Raw genomic sequence first — 19839 nt, 5'->3', positions numbered from 1 at the left:
GCCTTTGTCCTGGTCCCGTTCTCTCGGGAAGCTCGACCTTCGACGTTGAAGGTGCGGCTATATGTGTGTTGATGGGAAAGCTAATGCAGTGGTTGTGCCAAGTAGCGGTTTGGCCGGATTTGTTCAGCCTGGCGCCAAGGTATCGAGAAATTTCGCCTCTTAGTGGTGCAACAGCCAGTACAACAGCACCAGATTGATCAGCAACGACAGCGCGGCCAACGTTTGCCAGACCTTCAGCGGTTCGCGCTCCAGCAGCGGTTTTGGCCGCATGCTCAACTCCCGGCGGTCTGCCTGTTCCAGCACCAGCAACCATTCTTCGGCGGTTTCATACCGTTGCTCCGGTTGCGCGGCGACTGCGCGTTCCAGGCTTTGTTGCAGCCAGTCGGGCAGGTCGGGGCGGTAACGGCTGGCGCTGACCGGCGTGGTGAACCTGGGGCGTTGGAAAGCTTCGATTTCGCCGTAGGGATAATGCCCTGTCAGCAGGTAATACAAGGTCACGCCGACGCTATACAGATCCTGCTGCGGGGTAGGGCGTTCGCCATTGAAGGCTTCCGGGGCGATAAAGCTCGGCGTGCCTGGCAGCAGGTGCGCGCGGTCCTCCGAGAGCCCTGGGCAGTAGGCCAGGCCGAAGTCCAGCACGCGCAATTCGCCATCTTCGCCCAGCAGCAGGTTTTCCGGCTTGATGTCGCGGTGCAGGATCTGCCGGCGGTGCAGCAGCCCGACCGCACGCAACAGGCGCTCGGCCAGGGATTGCCATTGTGCCAGGGGGAGCGGGCCCTGGTGCTTGAACAGCTCGGCGAGGGTTTGCCCGGCGTATTCACGCATCACGTAGTACAAATGCTGACGGCCGCTGGCGGGATGGACTTCAGGAAACGCCCGGCCAGCGACCCGGCGCAGGAACCATTCCTCCGACAGCAGTGCCTGGGCGGCGAACACATCGTCGTCATGGCTGATCGGCAAGGTTTTCAGCAACCAGGCCTGTTGCTGGGCGTCGCGTACCCGATAGAGCAGGGACTGACGACTTTGCCCCAGCAGCGCTTCCACCTGCCAGCCTTCGAAGTGTTGCCCGATTTTGAGGGGCGGCGGCAGTGGCCATTGCTGCAACTGCACCAATGCATCGCCCAGGGTGGCGGCGCCGAGTTGGTCAACGCGCACCAGCAGGGCGCTGGCATTGTCCTGGCTGCCCGCCAGGTGCGCGGCACTGACCAAGGTGTTCACGGCGAGGTCCAGGTTTGACTGTTCCCGCAGGATCGCGCCAATGGCGTGATCCCCCAGGGTTGCCCAAACGCCGTCGCTGAGCAGCAGGAAACATTCCCCCGCCCGCAACTCACCGTCGAGGAAATCCAGCACCAGGTGTTGGTCCAGGCCCATGGCGCGCTTGAGCACATGTTGCATGCCCGGTTGCACCCAGACGTGCTCTTCGCTGAGGCGTTGCAACTCGCCGTCGAGCCAGCGGTACACCCGGCAATCACCCACATGGGCCAGGGTGAAGCGCCGCCCGCGAAACACCAGGGCACTGAGGGTGGTCAGTAGCGGCAGGCCGCCACCGTTGGCTTGCAGCCAGCGATTCTGTGCCACCAGCAAACGCTCCAGCGCCTGGGCCACGCCCCAGGTTTGCGGCGTGGCGTAGTAGTCCAGGGCCAGGGCCTGCAAGGTCGAGCGGGCGGCCAGTCCGCCATCTGCGCACTGGCTGACGCCGTCGGCGATGGCGCACAGGTAGCCCTTGCTGGCGGCCAGCTCCGGGGCGGGTGTGACCAGGCGCAAGGCGTCCTGGTTTTCCTGCCGTGGGCCGGTGGCACTGGCTTGGGCGAAGCTCAGTTGCAGACTCATCAGACCCGTGCAGCCGTCACTGCCGCTGAGCCCCAAGTGGTTCTCCAGCGACGCTTGACGCCGTACAGGCCGAACCAGGCCAGCACGCCCAGGCTGGCGAACAACCACAATGCCAACTGATAGCTGCCGGTGCTTTGCTTGATCGCGCCCATGCCCGCCGCGAGGGCGAAACCGCCGATGCCGCCGGCCATGCCGATCAGGCCGGTCATTACACCGATCTCCCGATGAAAGCGCTGGGGCACCAATTGGAAGACTGCACCGTTACCCGCACCCAAACCGAGCATGGTGCACACGAAAAGCGCCAGTGCTGCGTAGGAACTTGGCAGGTTGAACCCCACCGCCGCGATGCAGATCGCGGCCACGCCGTACATGCCGAGCAGGGTGCGGATCCCGCCAAAACGGTCGGCCAGGGCGCCACCCAACGGCCGCATCAGGCTGCCACCAAACACGCAGGCGGCGGTGTAGTAGCCGGCGGTGACCGGGCTCAGGCCGTACTGGTCGTTGAAATAGCCGGGCAGGGCGCTGGCCAGGCCGATAAAGCCGCCGAAGGTCACGCTGTAGAAGAACATGAACCACCAGCTGTCGCGGTCACCCAGGGCTTTGAAATAGTCGGCCATGGATTTGGCCTTGGGCCGTTGCGGGGCATTGCGGGCGAGCCAGGCGAAGACGATCAGGGTCAGCACCAGCGGGATCAGCGCAAAGCCGAACACATTGCTCCAGCCGAACGCGGCGGCGAGTACCGGTGCCAGCAGGGCTGCAAACACCGTCCCGGAGTTGCCGGCACCGGCGATGCCCATGGCCTTGCCCTGGTGTTCGGCGGGGTACCACTGGGATGCCAGGGGCAAGGCGACAGCGAACGAGGCGCCGGCCATGCCGAGGAACATGCCCAGCAGCAGGGCTTGTTCGTAGCTGTGGATTCCGAGTTTCCAGGCGCCGAAGAGGGCGCAGATGACAATCACCTGGCCAATCAGGCCGGCGGTCTTGGGGGAGAGTTTGTCGGCGAGCATGCCCATCAGGAAGCGCAGCACGGCGCCGGCCAGGATCGGGGTGGCTACCACCAGGCCGCGTTGTTGGGTGGTGAGGTGCAGGTCGGCGGCGATTTGCACGGCCAGGGGGCCCAGCAGGTACCAGACCATGAAACTCAGGTCGAAATACAGGAACGCGGCGAACAGGGTCGGGGTGTGACCGGATTTCCAGAAGCTTGATTTCATCACGCACCTCAGCGGTAAGGGGTCTTATGAGAAGGCCTGGTGATGGAGCGGCTGTTGCCGCCCCATCGGCCCCGGGCTATGGGGCCAAAACGAAAAAACGCCGCCACCGGGTTTGCCAGGGCAAACCGGATGTGCGACGTCTTTGTCGTGGATGGGGCAACCGCCGTTGGCTACCTGTGGGGATTCTTTAGCAAGAGGTGGGCCAACAGGGGTTGGGTTGTGTACATATCCGTTGCTGCGGTAACGGCCGCCTATGGTTCCGCTCTTACAGCGGGTCACTTTTGGCAAACGCCCGGAATGCCGGCCCAGCCAAAAGTAACCAAAAGGTCTTTGCCCCACCACTCGGTGCCTCGCCTAGGCTCGGCATGCCGGAACGAAGGCCCGGTTCCGCGGGCCGCCGCGCCGGGCCATCCATGGCCCGGCGCGGCTAAATCGGCATCCCTGGCGATTTACCCGCTCCACCGTGCCTACTTGCGGCCATCTTGGTTGACGGGGCCCGCAGATCAAGATCAAAAGCAGATCAACATCAAAAGCACGCAGCCTCGCTGGCGCTCGACAGCTGCTACGGGGTGGCTTTGCTTTTCTGTAGGAGCTGGCTTGCCTGCGATGCAGGCGACTCGGTCTTTCAGATACACCGAGGTGATGCCATCGCAGGCAAGCCAGCTCCTACAGTGGACCGTGCTCGCTTTAGATTTTGATTTGGCTTTTGCTTCACCACACTCAAGCCGGCCTGTAGGCCGCTGTGCTCTGGCTTTTGATCTTGATTTTGATCTTAGGCGCCCCGTTAAACCACGCTGGCCGAACGCAGGTAGTACGGAGCGGGTAAACCGGCAGGACGCCGGTTTAGCCGCGACGGGGCAGGGACGCCCCGTCGCGGCGGCCCGCGGAGTAATGCCTGCGTTCGGGCACACCGAGCATTAGCGAGGTGCCGAGTGGTGGGGCAAGAGCGTTTTGCTTACTTTTGCGCTGTTCAAAAGTGAGCCGCTGTAAGAGCGGAACCAATAGTGGCCGTTACCTAAATAACGGATATACACCCCTCACCCCAACAACTCACTCATCGCAATAATCTGCTCCGCCACCTGAATCAGCTTCTGCTGCCGACTCATCGCCTGCCGCCGCATCAGCGTGTAGGCCTCTTCCTCATTACACCCCTTCATTTTCATCAAAAGCCCCTTGGCCGTTTCGATCCGCTTACGCTCCGCCAACTGCTGATCCCGAGCCTGCAACTGCGCGCGCATCGCCTGGTCACTCTCAAACCGCGCCATCGCCACATCCAGGATCGGCTGCAACCGCTGCGCCTGAATCCCCTCGACGATGTAGGCACTCACCCCAGACTTGATCGCCTGCCGCATCACCCCCGGATCATGCTCATCGGTAAACATCACAATCGGCCGCGGCTGGTCGCGACTCACCAACACCACCTGCTCCATCACATCGCGTCCCGGCGACTCGGTATCGATCAAGATCACATCCGGGCGCACCGCCTCAACCCGCGCGGGCAAGTCGATCGTCAGCCCCGACTCATCAATCACTTCAAACCCGGCCTCGGTCAGCGCAGCCTTGAGCCGCCCAACCTTGCGCGGTGTGTCATTGATCAACAGGATTCGCAACATAAGGTCCTCCTGTCAGCGCAAGGCTTGGCGGCTGGCAACATCTGCCATGGCGTGCAGGCGAAAGCTGCGGGCATACCCGGCCGGGTCGGAACCGTCCCAGACCTTGCCGTCGATCAGTTGGCTGCTGCGCATGGCCTCGCCACCGGCCGGCACACCCACCGCACTGGCCGCCTGCCGATAGATGTCCAGTTGCTGCACACGCCGGGCGATACCGAGGTAGTCCGGATCTTCGCGCAGCAGGCCCCAGCGACGGAATTGGGTCATGAACCACATGCCATCCGACAGGTACGGCAGGTTCACCTCGCCATCCCCATAAAAACGCAGTGCGTGGGGATCCTGCCAGTGGTTGCCGAGGCCGTCGTCATAGCTGCCCAGCAAGCGCGGTTCGATGCAATCGAGCGGTGCGTCGAGGTACTGCGGGGCGCTCAGCAATTGCGCGGTGGAGCGACGGTTTTCCGTGCTCTCTTCGATAAACCGGCTGGCCTGCAGGATCGCCATCACCAGCACCCGGGCAGTGTTGGGATACTGCTCGACAAACGCCTGGGTGCAGCCGAGGACTTTTTCCGGATGGTCGGGCCAGAGCGCCTGGGTGGTGGCCAGGGTGAAGCCCTGGTTCTGCTTCACTGCACTGGCGCACCACGGCTCGCCCACACAAAACCCGTCGATGCGCCCGGCTTGCAGGTGCGCCACCATTTGCGGCGGCGGCACCACCACACTGTCCACATCCTGTAACGGATGGATGCCCTGGCTGGCCAGCCAGTAATACAACCACATGGCGTGGGTGCCTGTGGGAAAGGTCTGGGCGAAGGTGAGTTTTGTTCGGCTTTGGTGCACGTGGCGGTCCAGCGCCTCAGGACTGGTCACTCCCAGCTGTTGCAGGCCGCGGGACAGGTTGATGCTCTGGCCGTTCTGGTTCAGGCCCATCAGCACTGCCATGTCGGTGGGCGCCACGCCGCCGATGCCCAGGTGCACGGCGTAGATCAGGCCGTACAGACTGTGGGCCGCGTCCAGTTCGCCGCTGACCAGGTTGTCCCGCAGGCTGGCCCATGACGACTGGCGCTTGAGGTTCAGTTTCAGGCCATAGGGTTGGGCGAAACCCTGGGTGGCGGCGACCACCACCGAGGCGCAATCGCTCAGGGCCATGAACCCCAGGTTGAGGCTGCTCTTTTCCGGGGCATCACTGCCGTTGACCCAAGCCAGGGGATCATTCATCTACACGTACCTTTCATAAAAAAACGTCGCTCCGTCGGGCCGCTCACAAGGGCGGCCCGGGGTAACGACGTCTTTGTCCTGAACCCGTTCCGCCGTTGGCGCGGGCTGCGATAGACAAGGCAAAGCAAGGCACATGCCACGGGTCGGGAAAGCTCGGTCGGCCGTCAGCTTCCCGTCAGGATTGAAACCGGCGTGACTCGCAGTATGGCCGCTCCTTGGTCCCGGGCTTTGCAGGCATGTTCATCAATCGTCATCGTTTTGCGACTGCGTTCATCTGGCTGTTGATGCTGGGCAGTTCCAGCGTGTTCGGGGAGCCCTACCAGGCCCGTGATGAAAGCCTGCATACCTTTTTTACGGCGCTGTCCTTGCCGTTGGGGCTGCCGATCGTTGTCAGCCAGGCAGCGGCCCGCAAGCGCATCAGCGGGGCGTTCGATTTCGATTCGGCACAACCGCTGCTGGAGTCGGTCGCCCGCCAGCATGGCTTGATCTGGTACAGCGACGGGCAAGTGCTTTACCTCTATGACGCCGACGAGGCGAAAAGCTCGGTGGTGACACTGCGGCATATTTCGGTCGATATCCTGCGCGGGTTCATGCGGCGCTCGGGGCTCGACGAAGCACGCTATCCGCTAAGGGCGAGCGGGGCGCGGGTGTTCTATGTATCCGGGCCACCGAACTATGTCGACCATGTGCTGCGTCTGGCCCAACTGATGGACCGCCAGCGTGCGGAGCTGCGCATGGGGCCGCAGCGGATCGGGGTGGTGCAGGTGCTCAACACCCACGTCGCCGACCGCGAGTACAGCATGGGCGACAGAACCGTCACGGTATCGGGCATGGCGTCGATGATCGAAAAACTCCTGGAGGTAGAACAGAAGGGGGCCTCCCCACGGCAACCCGGGTTACTCGCCGACAAGAATATTTCGGTGCTGGCGTATCCCGACACCAATAGCTTGTTGATCAAGGGCAAGCCGGCGCAGGTGAGCTTTATCGAAAACCTGGTGGCAGAACTGGACGTGCCCAAGCGTGGGGTGGAGGTTTCGTTGTGGCTGGTGGATGTGGATCGTGATGAGCTCAAGCAGATGGGTTTTGACGCGGCCGGCAAGTCTTCTGCAACGCGGGTAATGACGCCTGTCGAGGACGATGCATTCATGAAGCGGATCACGGCACTGGAGCAGCGTCGGCGAGCGAAGGTCACGACGTTGCCGGTGATCCTTGGCCAGGAAAATGTGCCGGCCGTTTTCAACGATAACCAGACGTTCTATCTGCCCCGGCCGGGTGAGGACCGTGATGAATGGCAGCCGGTGGTCTATGGCACACAGGTGAGTGTGCTGCCGCGCTTCGCCGAAGCGAATGAAATCGAGATGCTGCTCACCATCGAGGATGGCCGCCAGATGGGCAAGGCCGGCAGTCGCGACAAGCGCTCGGAGGCGGTGGAGCGCACGGGGGTCAACACCGTGGTGCGCATGGCTCCGGGCAGGCGGCTGCTGGTGGGGGACTTTCAGCGCGATACCAGCCCGGCCTTGGCCGGGCGCTACTACGGACCTATGGCCAATAGCGTACGGCTGTTTGTCATTCAGGCCACGGCAGCGGGTGATGCCGTGCCTACGGGGGCCGAGCCGGGGCAGGCGCCGCCGTTGACGCCCTCCCAGCATGAACGGGTGAAGCGTGCATTTACGCGGGAGTCGGAGGGAGGGCCGCATTGAAAAGTCTTACACCAGCAATCCGAAAAAAAACAAGCCTGTGGGCTTTTGCCTCTCCTGTGCAGCGGTTGAGCTTCTTATAGTCGCCACTTTTCTGGAGAACCTGCGTGGGCATGAGGGGGAGTTGGATGCAGAGGTACCAATGGCCGTTGTGATAGAGCGGGACCTGGCTGGCCCGATGGTCTTTGATCAATGGACATTGCACGGCGACGGCAGGTTGACCGGTGAAGGCTCGGATATCCAGCTACCGCCCAAGGAGTGGCAGGTGCTGCGCCTGTTATTGGTTTCGGCCGGCGCGCTGGTAACCAAGGACCGCTTGCTGGAAAAGGCCTGGCCCCATAACGAGGCCACGGAAGAGTCCCTCACCCGTTGCATCTGTTCGCTGCGCAAATATCTGAAGGCCGGCAGGGGGCTGATCAAGACGGTGTATGGCAAGGGGTATCGCATGACCTGCTCGGTCAAGCGGGTCAGTGACGTCTGTGCAGCCTGTGGTCGGGGCCAGGTATGAAGGGAGCCATGGCGATGCTGGTGTTTGCGTTGTGTTTCCCTGATGACGCCAGGGCGTATTGCTGGGCCGAGGCTGCCCGCCGCTATGACATCGAGCCGGAGCTGTTGCAGGCCATCGCTGCGGTGGAGTCGGGGTATCGCGCCGAGGCCATGAATTACGCCAACAACAACGGTACCCGTGATATCGGGCTGATGCAGATCAACAGCATCCACCTGCCGCGCCTGCTCAAGGACGGTATTACCGAACAGCGGTTGCTCAATGAACCCTGCCTGTCCGTGGAGGTAGGCGCGTCAATCCTGGCCGACTTCATCAAACAGTTCGGCTACAACTGGACGGCGATCGGTTCCTATAATGTTGGTGCTGGCCCTGGGCCTCGTCGTGAGGAGCTGCGCCTTCGTTACGCGCAGAAAATCTGGACGCGCTACGAGGAACTGATGGCGCACCGTCACTGACGATTGCTCGGCACGCCTCGCATGCAGCCCTCCACCCCGGCTATAATCGCCGCCACCTTTCGCCGCCATCCGAGTCAATCCCGCCCATGTATACCCTGGCCCGCCAGCTGTTGTTCAAACTCTCTCCGGAAACCTCCCACGATCTGTCCCTGGATTTGATCGGGGCCGGTGGCCGCCTGGGGCTCAATGGCCTGGTGTGCAAGGCTCCGGCGAAAATGCCGGTGTCGGTGATGGGGCTCGACTTCCCCAACCCGGTCGGCTTGGCTGCCGGCCTGGACAAGAACGGCGCAGCCATCGACGGTTTTGCGCAGTTGGGTTTTGGCTTTGTCGAAATCGGCACCGTGACCCCACGGCCGCAACCGGGCAACCCCAAGCCGCGGATCTTCCGCCTGCCGGAAGCCGAGGCGATCATCAATCGCATGGGCTTCAACAACCTGGGGGTGGATAACCTGCTGTCGCGGGTCCAGGCGGCGAAGTACAAGGGCATCCTGGGGATCAACATCGGCAAGAACTTCGACACGCCTGTGGAGCGTGCGGTGGATGACTACCTGATTTGCCTGGACAAGGTCTACGCCCACGCCAGCTATGTCACGGTCAATGTCAGCTCACCGAACACCCCAGGCCTGCGCAGCCTGCAGTTTGGCGACTCCCTCAAGCAATTGCTCGAGGCCCTGCGCCAGCGTCAGGAAGACCTGGCGGTGCGTCATGGCAAGCGTGTGCCATTGGCGATCAAGATTGCCCCGGACATGAGCGACGAAGAAACCGTGCTGGTGGCCCAGGCCCTGGTGGATTCGGGCATGGACGCGGTGATCGCCACCAACACCACCCTGAGCCGCGTCGGTGTCGAAGGCCTGGCCTTTGGTGACGAGGCGGGTGGCTTGTCCGGCGCGCCGGTGCGCGACCAGAGCACCCACATCGTCAAGGTGCTGGCGGCCGAGCTGGCCGGGCGCTTGCCGATCATTGCGGTGGGCGGTATTACCGAAGGCAGGCACGCGGCCGAGAAAATCGCCGCCGGCGCCAGCCTGGTGCAATTGTATTCCGGCTTTATCTACAAGGGCCCGGCACTGATTCGCCAGTCGGTGGATGCGATCGCGGCGCTGCCACGAGGCTCAGAGCAGGCAATAAAAAGGGCTCCTTGAAGGAGCCCCTGGGCCGAAGCCCGCCGCCCGGATAGGGCGTGCGTGGTTAAGGTGTTGCGTATTCGTGGTGGTGTCGGAATTAAATGCCCTTGATTAGCCGACGGCGTGAAGTTCGTTGAGTCTGTGGATTCCCGCAGTGCCAGTCATACCGTCCCAGTTGTCGCCGCGTCCTTCTCGCCAGCCGTTGATCCAGGCTTGGCGTACCGACGGTAGAGTAAATGGGCAAAGCTCACGGGATTTGCCATGAACGCCATATTGATATCCGCGTAAAAATGCTCTTTCCAACGGATCACGCTTAAGTCTTCTCATAGGGTGTTTCCCTCACTTGTTGACTGTCTTGATATCCTTCGGCCTCGTCCGAGGCCGGGCAGAGTTTTTCTGCCGTTGGTGGGCTCGCTGCCGGCGTGGCGAGCCTATGTGTCGGCGTCGTTACGGCGCCAACCTGTGTTGAGTTCTAACCAATAGGTCACATGGATTCAATGATCGTTTTGTCATAAGCACGTAACGATAATGATGCTATAGCCATAAGCTGGGATGGCTTTTCGCCCCTTTTATTGGGCAAACCCAGCTATGATGTGCCCTTCAAAGAGGATGGGTTTAATCCTTTAGTGAGAATGCCCGCCTGTTGCAGTCGGTTATTATTCGACGAAGGGTCAGAATATTTCTTTTTGTTGCACCCAATACATGAACTGCCCCGTCAATAAAGGCCCATAAGGCCTGTAGCCGGGGTGGAACGGCACATTCGTGCCACACGAGCGCTCTTCAAGAAAAGCGCTTGATTGAAAACCGAACGCGCGATGCGTCGCCCGTTCACTTATTGCTGAAAAGCCTGGAATGCCCCATGTCGGACCGTTTTGAACTCTTCCTCACTTGCCCCAAGGGCCTCGAAGGCCTGCTGATCGAGGAAGCCGTCGGGCTTGGCCTTGAGGAAGCCCGCGAGCACACCTCGGCCGTGCGCGGCATGGCCGACATGGAGACCGCCTACCGCCTGTGCCTCTGGTCGCGCCTGGCCAACCGCGTGTTGCTGGTGCTCAAGCGCTTCCCGATGAAGGACGCCGAAGACCTCTACCACGGCGTGCTGGACATCGAGTGGGAAGACCACATGCTCGCCGATGGCACCCTTGCCGTTGAATTCAGCGGCCATGGCTCGGGCATCGACAACACCCACTTCGGCGCGCTGAAGGTCAAGGATGCGATTGTCGACAAACTGCGCACCCCGACCGGCGAACGCCCGTCCATCGACAAGATCAACCCGGACCTGCGCATTCACCTGCGCCTGGACCGTGGCGAAGCGATCCTGTCCCTCGACCTGTCCGGCCACAGCCTGCACCAGCGCGGTTACCGCCTGCAGCAGGGCGCCGCGCCATTGAAAGAGAACCTGGCGGCGGCGATCCTGATTCGTTCCGGCTGGCCGCGCATTGCTGCCGAAGGCGGCGCGCTGACTGACCCGATGTGCGGCGTCGGTACCTTCCTGGTGGAAGGCGCGATGATCGCCGCCGACATGGCCCCCAACCTGAACCGTGAGCTGTGGGGTTTCACCGCCTGGCTCGGCCACGTTCCGGCTCTGTGGAAGAAACTTCATACAGAGGCCAGCGAACGTGCTGCCGTCGGCATGGCCAAGCCACCGCTGTGGATCCGCGGCTACGAAGCGGACCCACGCCTGATCCAGCCGGCGCGCAACAACATCGAACGTGCTGGCCTGAGCCACTGGATCAAGATTTACCAGGGTGAAGTCGGCACCTTCGAGCCGCGCCCGGACCAGAACCAGAAAGGCCTGGTGATCTGCAACCCGCCCTACGGCGAGCGTCTGGGTGATGAAGCCAGCCTGTTGTACCTTTACCAGAACCTCGGCGAGCGTCTGCGTCAGGCGTGCCTGGGCTGGGAAGCGGCGGTGTTCACCGGTGCGCCGGACCTGGGCAAGCGCATGGGCATCCGTAGCCACAAACAGTATTCGTTCTGGAACGGCGCCTTGCCGTGCAAATTGCTGCTGATCAAGGTCACCCCCGACCAGTTCGTCACCGGCGAGCGCCGTACTCCGGAGCAACGCCAGGCCGAACGCGAGCAGGCCGCCTACGACCAGGCACCGACCGAGCCGCAAGAGCGTCAGTACAACAAGAACGGTAACCCGATCAAACCCGCCCCGGCCCCTGTGGTCGAGCAGGCGCGCTTGAGCGAAGGCGGGCAGATGTTTGCCAACCGCCTGCAAAAGAACCAGAAGCTGCTGGGCAAGTGGGCCAAGCGCGAAGGCGTCGATTGCTACCGTGTGTACGATGCCGACATGCCGGAATACTCCATGGCCATCGACCTGTACCACGACTGGGTGCACGTCCAGGAATACGTGGCGCCCAAGTCCATTGACCCGGAAAAAGCCTCGGCGCGTATGTTCGATGCGCTGGCGGCCATTCCCCAGGCGCTGGGCATCGACAAGAACCGCGTGGTGGTCAAGCGTCGCGAGCGTCAGAGCGGCACCAAGCAGTACGAGCGCCAGAGTGCCCAGGGCAAGTTCACCGAGGTCAGCGAAGGCGGCGTCAAGTTGCTGGTCAACCTGACGGATTACCTGGACACCGGCCTGTTCCTCGACCACCGCCCAATGCGCATGCGCATCCAGAAAGAGGCGGCCGGCAAGCGCTTCCTCAACCTGTATTGCTACACCGCCACTGCGAGTGTGCACGCGGCCAAAGGCGGCGCGCGCAGCACCACCAGCGTCGACCTGTCGAAAACCTACCTGGACTGGGCGCGCCGCAACTTCTCCCTCAACGGTTTCTCCGACAAGAACCGCCTGGAGCAGGGCGACGTCATGGCCTGGCTGGAAGCCAGCCGCGATGAGTTCGACATGATCTTCATCGACCCGCCGACCTTCTCCAACTCCAAGCGCATGGAAGGCATCTTCGACGTGCAACGTGACCACGTGCAGTTGCTGGACCTGGCCATGGCGCGCCTGGCACCGGGCGGCGTGTTGTACTTCTCGAACAACTTCCGCAAGTTCCAGCTGGAAGACAACCTCGTCGAGCGGTACGCCGTCGAAGAGATCAGCGACAAGACCATCGACCCGGATTTTGCGCGCAACGCCAAGATTCATCGGGCGTGGAAAATCACCGCTCGCTGATCGGCCCCTCTAAAGCCGCAAGCCGGGATTATTCCGGGCTTGCGGCTTTTTTTTGTGCTGGTCAAACCCAAGTCCTGTGGCTATAACTTAAGGCCTGGCCAAAGTGACGCACCTGCACGCTGGCGTTTTGAGTCTTGTCTATGCCGCTGCATGCCGTCCGCCCGAAAATCCTAGGCTTCATCAGTGAGCAGGTGTCGGCGTGGCTGGTGGCGGTGGTGGTGTTTCTGTCCGGTATCGCGCTGACGGTCATCGTCGCCTGGGCCGCCTCCGATCTCTATCAGCAGCAGCTGCGCCAGCGTTTTCAGTTGCTGGTCAACGAGCGTTACAGTCGCCTCCAGGAGCGTTTCGAGGACCAGGAGCAACGCCTGGGCAGCCTGCGGCGGTTCTTCGTCAACTCCAATACGGTCTCCCGCGCAGAGTTCGACGGTTTCGCGCAGCCCTTGCTGTTGCGTGCCCGCGCCTATGCCTGGGCGCCCCGGGTTTCGCGTGACCAGCGCAGTGCGTTTGAGCAAGAGGTGACGGCCGAGCGCCGCGCGAGCTTCTCCATTCGCGAATTGAACGCGGCAGGTGAACTGACCCCGGCCAGCCAGCGTGATGAATATGTGCCGGTGCTGTACAGCCAGACCCAGAGCCTGCTGGGCTCGCCACTGGGGTTTGACCTGCTGGCCCAGCCACTGCGGCGCTCGACGGTGGAGCGTGCGCAACAGTCAGGCAAAATGGCGGTGTCCCAGCCCATGCAACTGGTGGGTGTGGAGCCGGCCTACGCCATGGGCGTGCTGCTGGTGGCACCGGTCAGCCGGGCACCGACGACACAAACGCCCGTCAGCGAACCTTACGGCTACGTCATGGCGGTGATCAGCATGCGCCAGCTGGTGGCCGATGGCTTGCCCAAGGTCGCCCGGGACAACCTGGTGACGCAGATCGTCGACACCTCCGACGCAGAAAAACGCGTGTTGTACGAATCCGGCAACGCCGTGGCAGACAGCGACCTGGTCGCCGCGCGCCGGTTGACCCTGGGTGATCACATCTATGCCTTGAGCCTGCGCCCCAGCCAGGTGTTCCAGCAGGGCAATCATTCTTCGCTGGCCAGTATCCTGGTGATGGGCGGCCTGCTGAGCCTGTTACTCAGCGCCTTGCTCTACGTGCTGGTCAGCCAGCGCCAGCGTGCATTGAAACTGGTGGAGCAGCGCACCGCGCAATTGCGTCAGCGTGAACAGGAGCTGCGGGGTACCCACGGGCAACTGCGCAGCGTGCTGAATGCGGCGACCCAGGTGGCGATCATTGCCACCGACTTGCGCGGGGTGATCACCACCTTCAATGCCGGTGCCGAGAAGATGCTGGGTTATGACGTGGAGGAGGTTCTGGGCCACCTGACCCTCGAAAGCCTGCACCGGGCGCCCGAGCTGGAAAACCGTGCCGCGCAGTTGAGTGCGGCCCTGGGCAAGCGCATCGGGCCAGGCCAGGCGATGTTGGTGGACAGTGCCGACACCGTTCACGAAGCCCGGGAATGGACGCTGGTGCGCAAGGATGGCAGCCAACTGACGGTGAACATGCTCGCCACCGTGTTGCTGGATGAACATGGCCTGTGGGTCGGGCACCTGGCGATCTGCCTGGATGTCACCGAGCAAAAGCGCGTCTATGAGGCGCTGGCCGCGCGGGATCGCCTGCTGAAGAAGCTCAGTGCCCATGTGCCTGGCGGCATTTTTCAGTTCGTTCTGGAGCCGAACGATATCTCGCGTTTCATTTATGTCAGCGACGGCATTCGCGATATCTACGAAATCGAGCCGGGGCTGCTGCAGCAGGATGCGCGAAAGGTGTTCGAGCGTATTCATCCGCTGGACGTCGAACGGGTACGCGAGTCCATTCGCCTGTCTGCCCTGCAGCTGAGCCATTGGCGTGAAGAGTACCGAGTGCAATTGCCGCGTCGCGGGCTGCGCTGGATTCGCGGTGAAGCGACGCCGGAAGAACTGCCCGGCGGCGGTACCTTATGGTACGGCTACGTGTCGGACATTTCCGACCTCAAGCGGGTCGAGGAAGAGCTGCGGGCGTTGTCGATTACCGACTCGCTGACGGGTATCCATAACCGACGCTATTTCCAGGACCGCCTGAAGGCCGAGATGATCCGGGTCAAGCGTGCTTCGGGGGCGTTGTCGGTGATCATGTTCGACATCGACCACTTCAAGCGCATCAACGACCAGCATGGTCATGGGGTGGGCGATGAGGTGCTCAAGGAGTTGTGCCAGCGTATCAGCCAGCGGTTGCGACGCACGGATGTGTTTTGTCGGTTGGGGGGCGAGGAGTTCGTGGTGCTGTGCCCCAATACCGACGGCGGTCAGGCCTTCAGAGTGGCCCTGGAGTTATGGCAGGCGTTGCGCAGTGCGCCGATGGAGGGTGTGGGGACCGTGACGGCGAGCTTCGGGGTGGCCAGTTGGCGGGTCGAGGAGGGCGTTGACGGCTTGTTGCTGCGGGCGGATTCGGGGGTGTATGCGGCGAAGCAGGCGGGCCGGGACAGAGTTGAGGCAGAGCGGACGCTTGCCTGAAGCCTGCAGATCACTGTAGGAGCTGGCTTGCCTGCGATGGCATCACCTCGGTATCCCTGATAGACCGCGGCGCCTGCATCGCAGGCAAGCCAGCTCCCACATTTGATTTTCGTCGGCAGTTAGAGGACCGGAGCAGCCGCCGCCAGCTTGGGCTGGCGATACAGGTCCAGCAGCACCTGGTCCAGCACCGAGGACGCTCCCCACGGTTTCGGGTCGTTGAGAATCGCCACCACCGCCCAGGTATTGCCATTGTTGTCGCGGCTGAAGCCGGCGATCGCCCGCACGGTGTTCAGGGTGCCGGTCTTGACGTGGGCTTCACCGCGCATGGCGGTGGTCTTCAGGCGTTTACGCATGGTGCCGTCGGTGCCGGCAATCGGCAGCGAGCTGATGTATTCCGCCGCGTACGGGCTTCTCCACGCCGCTTGCAGCATGGTCGCCATCTCGCGGGCGCTGACCCGTTCGGCGCGGGACAGGCCGGAGCCATTCTCCATCACAAGGTGGGGCGCGGTGATGCCTTTTTTCGCCAGCCACTGGCGCACTACGCGTTGGGCGGCCTTGGCGTCGTCGCCGTCGGCATCGGTGCGGAACTGCGCGCCCAGGCTCAGGAACAGCTGCTGGGCCATGGTGTTGTTACTGTATTTGTTGATGTCGCGGATGATCTCCGCCAGGTCCGGCGAGAACGCCCGGGCCAGCACCTTGGCGTTCTTCGGTACCGGTGCCTGGATGTCGCGGCCCTGGATGCTGCCGCCCAGTTCCTTCCAGATCGCCCGAACGGCGCCGGCGGTGTAGGTGGCGTGGTCCAGCAACGACAGATAAGTCTGCGAGCTGCAGCCATCCGCCAACTGGCCGCTGACGGTCACGGTGACGCTGCCGTCGGCGGCGGTCATCGGGCTGTAGCGCACATCGCCCGTGCATTGCTTGGCGTTGGAGACCTTGACCTGATTGTCGATGCGAATGCTCGCAATCGGCGGTTCCACCGACACCAGCACCTTGCCCGAATCATTGCGGGTGACGAAGCGCAGCGCCTTGAGGTTGACCATCAGGGCATCGGGCTTGACCAGGAACGGCTTGTTCTCGTCGTTGCCGTCGTCATTGAACTCCGGCAGTTGCGGCGGGATGAAGAAGCCGCGGTCCAGCACCAGGTCGCCGGTCACTTGCTGCACGCCATTGGCCCGCAGGTCGCGCATCAGCAGCCAGAGTTTTTCCATGTTCAGCTTGGGGTCGCCGCCGCCCTTGAGGTACAGGTTGCCGTTGAGGATGCCGCCGCTCAGGGTGCCGTCGGTGTAGAACTCGGTTTTCCATTGATGGTTGGGGCCGAGCATTTCCAGGGCCGCGTAGGTGGTGACCAGCTTCATGGTCGAGGCCGGGTTGACCGATACGTCGGCGTTGAACACGGTCGGGGTGCCCGGGCCATTGAGAGGAATCATCACCAGGGACAAGGCGTTGTTTTGCAGCTTGGCTTTCTGGAGGGCTTCCTGGACCTTGGGCGGCAGGGAAGTGTTGACGGGGGCGGCGGTAACGGAAAAGGCCAGGGGCAGAAGAAAACCGGCAAGTAACAGTGGACGCAAAGATTTGATCATAAGAATTAAAACCCTACTGCTGAGGGGGTGAAAAAGGCGAGGGGTATGTACGAAAAATCCCTCAATGGTCATGAAAGTGTCGGCATTATGCCCCAAGGCAGTCGCACTTGTGCCTGAACGATAGCTGCTATTCGCGGTTTTTTTTACTGGCACTCTGCCGCCTGTCCCAGAGAGTCGGGCAAAGGCCGGCTTAAACTGCTAAAGTGCCGCCCGTTATTACTTAAGAGGATTGTTCCAATGGCGACTAACCGTTCCCGGCGTCTGCGCAAAAAACTGTGCGTTGATGAATTTCAAGAGCTGGGTTTCGAACTGAACCTGGACTTCAAAGAAGGTTTGGACGATGAAGCGGTTGACGCTTTCCTCGAAGCATTCCTGACTGAAGCAATGGACGGCAACGGCCTGGACTACGTTGGCGGTGATGACTTCGGTCTGGTTTGCAAAGCCACCCGTGGTTCGGTCAACGAAGAACAGCGTGCCGCTGTTGAAGCGTGGCTGAAGGCTCGTCCAGAGCTGACCCGCGTTGAAGTCAGCGCCCTGTTGGACGCTTGGCATCCAGAAAAGCCGATCAACCCGGCAGTCTGATGTCATGAAAAAGCGACCCATTCGGGTCGCTTTTTCGTTACTGGGTCTTAAAGATTCAGGCCTTGCGCCAGTTCAGAATCACCAGCGTCAACACCCCCGCCACAATCCCCCAGAACGCCGAACCGATGGAAAACAACGTCAACCCCGACGCTGTGACCATAAAGGTGATCAACGCTGCCTCCCGTTCCTTCGGCTCATTCATGGCGATACTCAGGCCATTGATGATCGAGCCAAACAACGCCAGTGCCGCAATAGACAGCACCAGTTCCTTGGGCAGGGCGGCGAACAGCGCGGCCAGCGTTGCGCCAAACACCCCGGCAATTCCGTAGAAAATCCCGCACCAGACCGCAGCGGTATAGCGCTTGTTGCGATCTTCATGGGCATGGGGCCCGGTGCAGATTGCCGCGCTGATGGCCGCCAGGTTGATGCCGTGGGAGCCGAAGGGTGCCAGCACCAGCGAGGCCAGGCCGGTGGTGGTGATCAGGGGCGAGGCCGGCACGTTATAGCCATCGGCCCGCAGCACCGCGACCCCCGGCATGTTTTGTGAGGTCATGGCCACCACGAACAGCGGGATGCCGATGCTGATGGTCGCCGCCAGGGAGAAGTGCGGCGTGGTCCACACCGGCGTCGCCACTTCCAGGTGGAAACCGCTGAAATCCAGCAATCCCATCAACCCGGACAGCGCCGTGCCGATCAGCAAGGCTGCGAGCACCGCATAACGCGGCGACAGGCGCTTGATGATCAGGTAAGTGAAGAACATCCCCAGCACCAGCCCGGTACGGTGCTGGGCGGCGACGAAAATCTCGCTGCCGATCTTGAACAGGATCCCCGCCAGCAAGGCTGCGGCCAGGGAGGCCGGGATGCGCTTGACGAGTTTTTCGAAGCTGCCGGTCAGCCCGCAGATCGTTACCAGTACTGCGCAGGTGATATAGGCGCCGATGGCTTCGCCGTAACTCACGCCGCCCAGGCTGGTGATCAACAGCGCTGCGCCCGGCGTAGACCAGGCAATGGTAATCGGCGTGCGGTAGCGCAACGACAGGCCAATGCTGCACACCGCCATGCCGATGGAGATTGCCCAGATCCACGAGGAAATCTGCGCCGTGGTCAGGCCGGCGGCCTGGCCGGCTTGAAACATCAGCACCAGGGAGCTGGTGTAGCCGGTCATCATGGCAATGAAACCGGCGACGATGGCCGAAGGCGAAGTGTCGGCCAGTGGGCGTAATCGCGCTTGGGGGACGTCAGACATGGGGCGGTGTTCCTTCTACCGGGCTGTTCTTGTAGGAGCGAGCTTGCTCGCGAAAAACCTGAGGGCGCCGTTGGGTGTCAGTAAACCAACGTCATCGTTAACGACCTTCGCGAGCAAGCTCGCTCCTACAAAGAAAGGAGAAAACGTGGAATCAAGCCTAAACTCAAACGTAACGATTCATTGCAATACAGCCGGCGCCGCAAACAGCCGTACAGTGTGTTGGCGCAATGGGTTGTGTACAATGTGCGCTGATTTTACGCGATACTTGCCAGCGACCCTCTGTGCCGTATTACAGTCAACGTCAATTCGCCGCCGTTCTCCCGACCCGAGTGCCCATGAACGAACAGTTGCAGCCCCTCAAGAAACAACCGCGAGCCGGTAAGGCCGGTCGCAGTGGAACCCAGGACGATATCGTCTACGCGCATATCTTCGAGGCCATCCTCGAGCAACGCCTGGCGCCCGGTACCAAATTGAGTGAAGAAGCGCTGGGCGAAATCTTCGGCGTCAGCCGCACCATCATTCGCCGTGCGCTGTCGCGCCTGGCCCATGAAGGCGTGGTACTGCTGCGGCCCAATCGCGGCGCGGTAGTGGCCAGCCCGAGTGTCGAGGAAGCACGCCAGGTGTTCCTCGCCCGGCGCCTGGTGGAGCGTGCGATCACTGAATTGGCGGTGCAGCATGCCACGGCCGAGCAACTGGCCGAACTGCGGCAGATGGTCAACGACGAGCGCGACAGCTTTTCCCGGGGTGATCGCGGCGCGGGCATCCGGCTTTCCGGCGAGTTCCACCTGAAGCTGGCTGAAGCGGCGAAGAACGCGCCGCTGATCAGCTTCCAGCGCAGCCTGGTGTCCCAGACCTCGTTGATCATCGCCCAGTACGAAAGCGGCAACCGCTCGCACTGTTCCTATGATGAGCACACCCAGTTGATCGACGCGATCGAAGCGCGGGATGCGGATTTGGCTGTGAACCTGATGATGCACCACATGGATCACATCGACAGCAAGCTCAACCTCGACGAGGAAAGTGCGTCGGATGACCTGCATGCGGTGTTCTCGCATTTGTTGCAGACCAAGAAGCCGGGGCGCTCGTCCGTAAAACTGTAAACCCCGATCAAAAATGTGGGAGC

15 protein-coding genes and 1 pseudogene are annotated in these 19839 nt (G+C 61.9%); 8 read left to right on the top strand and 8 right to left on the bottom strand.

Annotated elements, in window-relative coordinates:
* Positions 1 to 159 precede the first annotated feature (159 nt).
* From V3W39_RS04215 to V3W39_RS04200, 4 genes are all read right to left on the bottom strand, one after another.
* Complete coding sequence (locus tag V3W39_RS04215; RefSeq protein ID WP_330212239.1) at positions 160 to 1830, bottom strand: bifunctional protein-serine/threonine kinase/phosphatase; 1671 nt, start codon at positions 1828 to 1830, stop codon at positions 160 to 162.
* The gene (locus V3W39_RS04210; RefSeq protein ID WP_010176415.1) at positions 1830 to 3041 is read right to left on the bottom strand and encodes a nitrate/nitrite transporter; all 1212 of its coding nucleotides are present in this window, start codon (positions 3039 to 3041) and stop codon (positions 1830 to 1832) included. Before V3W39_RS04210 ends, V3W39_RS04215 begins: the two co-directional genes overlap by 1 nt.
* 1037 nt (positions 3042 to 4078) lie before the next feature.
* Positions 4079 to 4654, bottom strand: a complete 576-nt coding sequence (locus V3W39_RS04205; protein ID WP_177045799.1) for an ANTAR domain-containing response regulator — start codon at positions 4652 to 4654, stop codon at positions 4079 to 4081.
* 12 nt (positions 4655 to 4666) lie between these two features.
* Positions 4667 to 5866 (bottom strand): CmpA/NrtA family ABC transporter substrate-binding protein, encoded by a 1200-nt coding sequence (locus V3W39_RS04200; protein ID WP_177113375.1) that lies wholly within the window; start codon positions 5864 to 5866, stop codon positions 4667 to 4669.
* A 236-nt stretch (positions 5867 to 6102) separates the two neighbouring features.
* Here V3W39_RS04200 and sctC point away from each other — a divergent pair, with 236 nt between their 5' ends.
* The 4 genes from sctC to V3W39_RS04180 all read left to right on the top strand — a co-directional run bounded on the left by sctC (position 6103) and on the right by V3W39_RS04180 (position 9662).
* A complete protein-coding gene (gene sctC, locus V3W39_RS04195) occupies positions 6103 to 7566 on the top strand; it encodes a type III secretion system outer membrane ring subunit SctC (RefSeq protein ID WP_330212238.1) in 1464 nt (487 codons plus the stop codon).
* Between the two features lie 139 nt (positions 7567 to 7705).
* Positions 7706 to 8071: a winged helix-turn-helix domain-containing protein gene (locus tag V3W39_RS04190; RefSeq protein WP_177045794.1), complete on the top strand. Its 366-nt coding sequence runs from the start codon at positions 7706 to 7708 to the stop codon at positions 8069 to 8071.
* Complete coding sequence (locus V3W39_RS04185) at positions 8068 to 8523, top strand: transglycosylase SLT domain-containing protein (protein ID WP_330212237.1); 456 nt, start codon at positions 8068 to 8070, stop codon at positions 8521 to 8523. The genes V3W39_RS04190 and V3W39_RS04185 overlap by 4 nt, the downstream gene beginning before the upstream one ends.
* An 86-nt stretch (positions 8524 to 8609) precedes the next feature.
* A complete protein-coding gene (locus V3W39_RS04180) occupies positions 8610 to 9662 on the top strand; it encodes a quinone-dependent dihydroorotate dehydrogenase (protein WP_177045792.1) in 1053 nt (350 codons plus the stop codon).
* A 93-nt stretch (positions 9663 to 9755) separates the two neighbouring features.
* Here V3W39_RS04180 and rmf read toward each other — a convergent pair whose 3' ends face one another.
* The gene (rmf, locus tag V3W39_RS04175; RefSeq protein ID WP_002553055.1) at positions 9756 to 9971 is read right to left on the bottom strand and encodes a ribosome modulation factor; all 216 of its coding nucleotides are present in this window, start codon (positions 9969 to 9971) and stop codon (positions 9756 to 9758) included.
* Positions 9972 to 10503: 532 nt separating this feature from the next.
* On the opposite strand from rmf, the gene rlmKL reads away from it, so the two are divergent.
* Positions 10504 to 12768, top strand: coding sequence for a bifunctional 23S rRNA (guanine(2069)-N(7))-methyltransferase RlmK/23S rRNA (guanine(2445)-N(2))-methyltransferase RlmL (gene rlmKL, locus V3W39_RS04170; RefSeq protein ID WP_177113371.1), 2265 nt, complete (start codon positions 10504 to 10506; stop codon positions 12766 to 12768).
* Between the two features lie 140 nt (positions 12769 to 12908).
* Positions 12909 to 15308, top strand: coding sequence for a sensor domain-containing diguanylate cyclase (locus V3W39_RS04165; protein WP_330212236.1), 2400 nt, complete (start codon positions 12909 to 12911; stop codon positions 15306 to 15308).
* A gap of 119 nt (positions 15309 to 15427) precedes the next feature.
* On the opposite strand, the gene dacB is transcribed toward V3W39_RS04165, so the two are convergent.
* Complete coding sequence (gene dacB / locus V3W39_RS04160; RefSeq protein ID WP_177045773.1) at positions 15428 to 16888, bottom strand: D-alanyl-D-alanine carboxypeptidase/D-alanyl-D-alanine endopeptidase; 1461 nt, start codon at positions 16886 to 16888, stop codon at positions 15428 to 15430.
* A gap of 237 nt (positions 16889 to 17125) precedes the next feature.
* On the opposite strand from dacB, the gene V3W39_RS04155 reads away from it, so the two are divergent.
* Positions 17126 to 17470, top strand: coding sequence for a YggL family protein (locus tag V3W39_RS04155; protein WP_003219101.1), 345 nt, complete (start codon positions 17126 to 17128; stop codon positions 17468 to 17470).
* Between the two features lie 55 nt (positions 17471 to 17525).
* Here the strand turns inward: V3W39_RS04155 and V3W39_RS04150 are convergent, their stop codons facing one another.
* Positions 17526 to 18716, bottom strand: a complete 1191-nt coding sequence (locus tag V3W39_RS04150) for a benzoate/H(+) symporter BenE family transporter (protein WP_177045771.1) — start codon at positions 18714 to 18716, stop codon at positions 17526 to 17528.
* Between the two features lie 30 nt (positions 18717 to 18746).
* Positions 18747 to 18833 (bottom strand): annotated as a pseudogene (locus V3W39_RS33725) (outer membrane lipoprotein carrier protein LolA); the annotation flags it as partial.
* 218 nt (positions 18834 to 19051) lie between these two features.
* On the opposite strand from V3W39_RS33725, the gene V3W39_RS04145 reads away from it, so the two are divergent.
* Positions 19052 to 19816, top strand: a complete 765-nt coding sequence (locus V3W39_RS04145) for a GntR family transcriptional regulator (protein ID WP_003219095.1) — start codon at positions 19052 to 19054, stop codon at positions 19814 to 19816.
* Positions 19817 to 19839: the final 23 nt, after the last annotated feature.

The organism is Pseudomonas sp. Z18(2022), from assembly GCF_036346535.1.
In the GTDB taxonomy this organism is placed as follows: domain Bacteria; phylum Pseudomonadota; class Gammaproteobacteria; order Pseudomonadales; family Pseudomonadaceae; genus Aquipseudomonas; species Aquipseudomonas yamanorum_A.
The sequence above is the reverse complement of the archived record's forward strand: the minus strand, read 5'-3'. Positions and strand labels throughout refer to the sequence as shown.

What these genes read in the sequence shown, in the direction of transcription:
- V3W39_RS04180 (WP_177045792.1), top strand. Translation starts at nt 8,610, where the DNA reads ATGTATACCCTGGCCCGCCAGCTGTTGTTCAAACTCTCTCCGGAAACC.
- V3W39_RS04150 (WP_177045771.1), bottom strand. Translation starts at nt 18,716, where the DNA reads ATGTCTGACGTCCCCCAAGCGCGATTACGCCCACTGGCCGACACTTCG.
- rlmKL (WP_177113371.1), top strand. Translation starts at nt 10,504, where the DNA reads ATGTCGGACCGTTTTGAACTCTTCCTCACTTGCCCCAAGGGCCTCGAA.
- V3W39_RS04200 (WP_177113375.1), bottom strand. Translation starts at nt 5,866, where the DNA reads ATGAATGATCCCCTGGCTTGGGTCAACGGCAGTGATGCCCCGGAAAAG.
- V3W39_RS04185 (WP_330212237.1), top strand. Translation starts at nt 8,068, where the DNA reads ATGAAGGGAGCCATGGCGATGCTGGTGTTTGCGTTGTGTTTCCCTGAT.
- V3W39_RS04210 (WP_010176415.1), bottom strand. Translation starts at nt 3,041, where the DNA reads ATGAAATCAAGCTTCTGGAAATCCGGTCACACCCCGACCCTGTTCGCC.
- sctC (WP_330212238.1), top strand. Translation starts at nt 6,103, where the DNA reads ATGTTCATCAATCGTCATCGTTTTGCGACTGCGTTCATCTGGCTGTTG.
- V3W39_RS04205 (WP_177045799.1), bottom strand. Translation starts at nt 4,654, where the DNA reads ATGTTGCGAATCCTGTTGATCAATGACACACCGCGCAAGGTTGGGCGG.
- V3W39_RS04215 (WP_330212239.1), bottom strand. Translation starts at nt 1,830, where the DNA reads ATGAGTCTGCAACTGAGCTTCGCCCAAGCCAGTGCCACCGGCCCACGG.
- V3W39_RS04155 (WP_003219101.1), top strand. Translation starts at nt 17,126, where the DNA reads ATGGCGACTAACCGTTCCCGGCGTCTGCGCAAAAAACTGTGCGTTGAT.
- V3W39_RS04145 (WP_003219095.1), top strand. Translation starts at nt 19,052, where the DNA reads ATGAACGAACAGTTGCAGCCCCTCAAGAAACAACCGCGAGCCGGTAAG.
- V3W39_RS04190 (WP_177045794.1), top strand. Translation starts at nt 7,706, where the DNA reads ATGGCCGTTGTGATAGAGCGGGACCTGGCTGGCCCGATGGTCTTTGAT.
- V3W39_RS04165 (WP_330212236.1), top strand. Translation starts at nt 12,909, where the DNA reads ATGCCGCTGCATGCCGTCCGCCCGAAAATCCTAGGCTTCATCAGTGAG.
- dacB (WP_177045773.1), bottom strand. Translation starts at nt 16,888, where the DNA reads ATGATCAAATCTTTGCGTCCACTGTTACTTGCCGGTTTTCTTCTGCCC.
- rmf (WP_002553055.1), bottom strand. Translation starts at nt 9,971, where the DNA reads ATGAGAAGACTTAAGCGTGATCCGTTGGAAAGAGCATTTTTACGCGGA.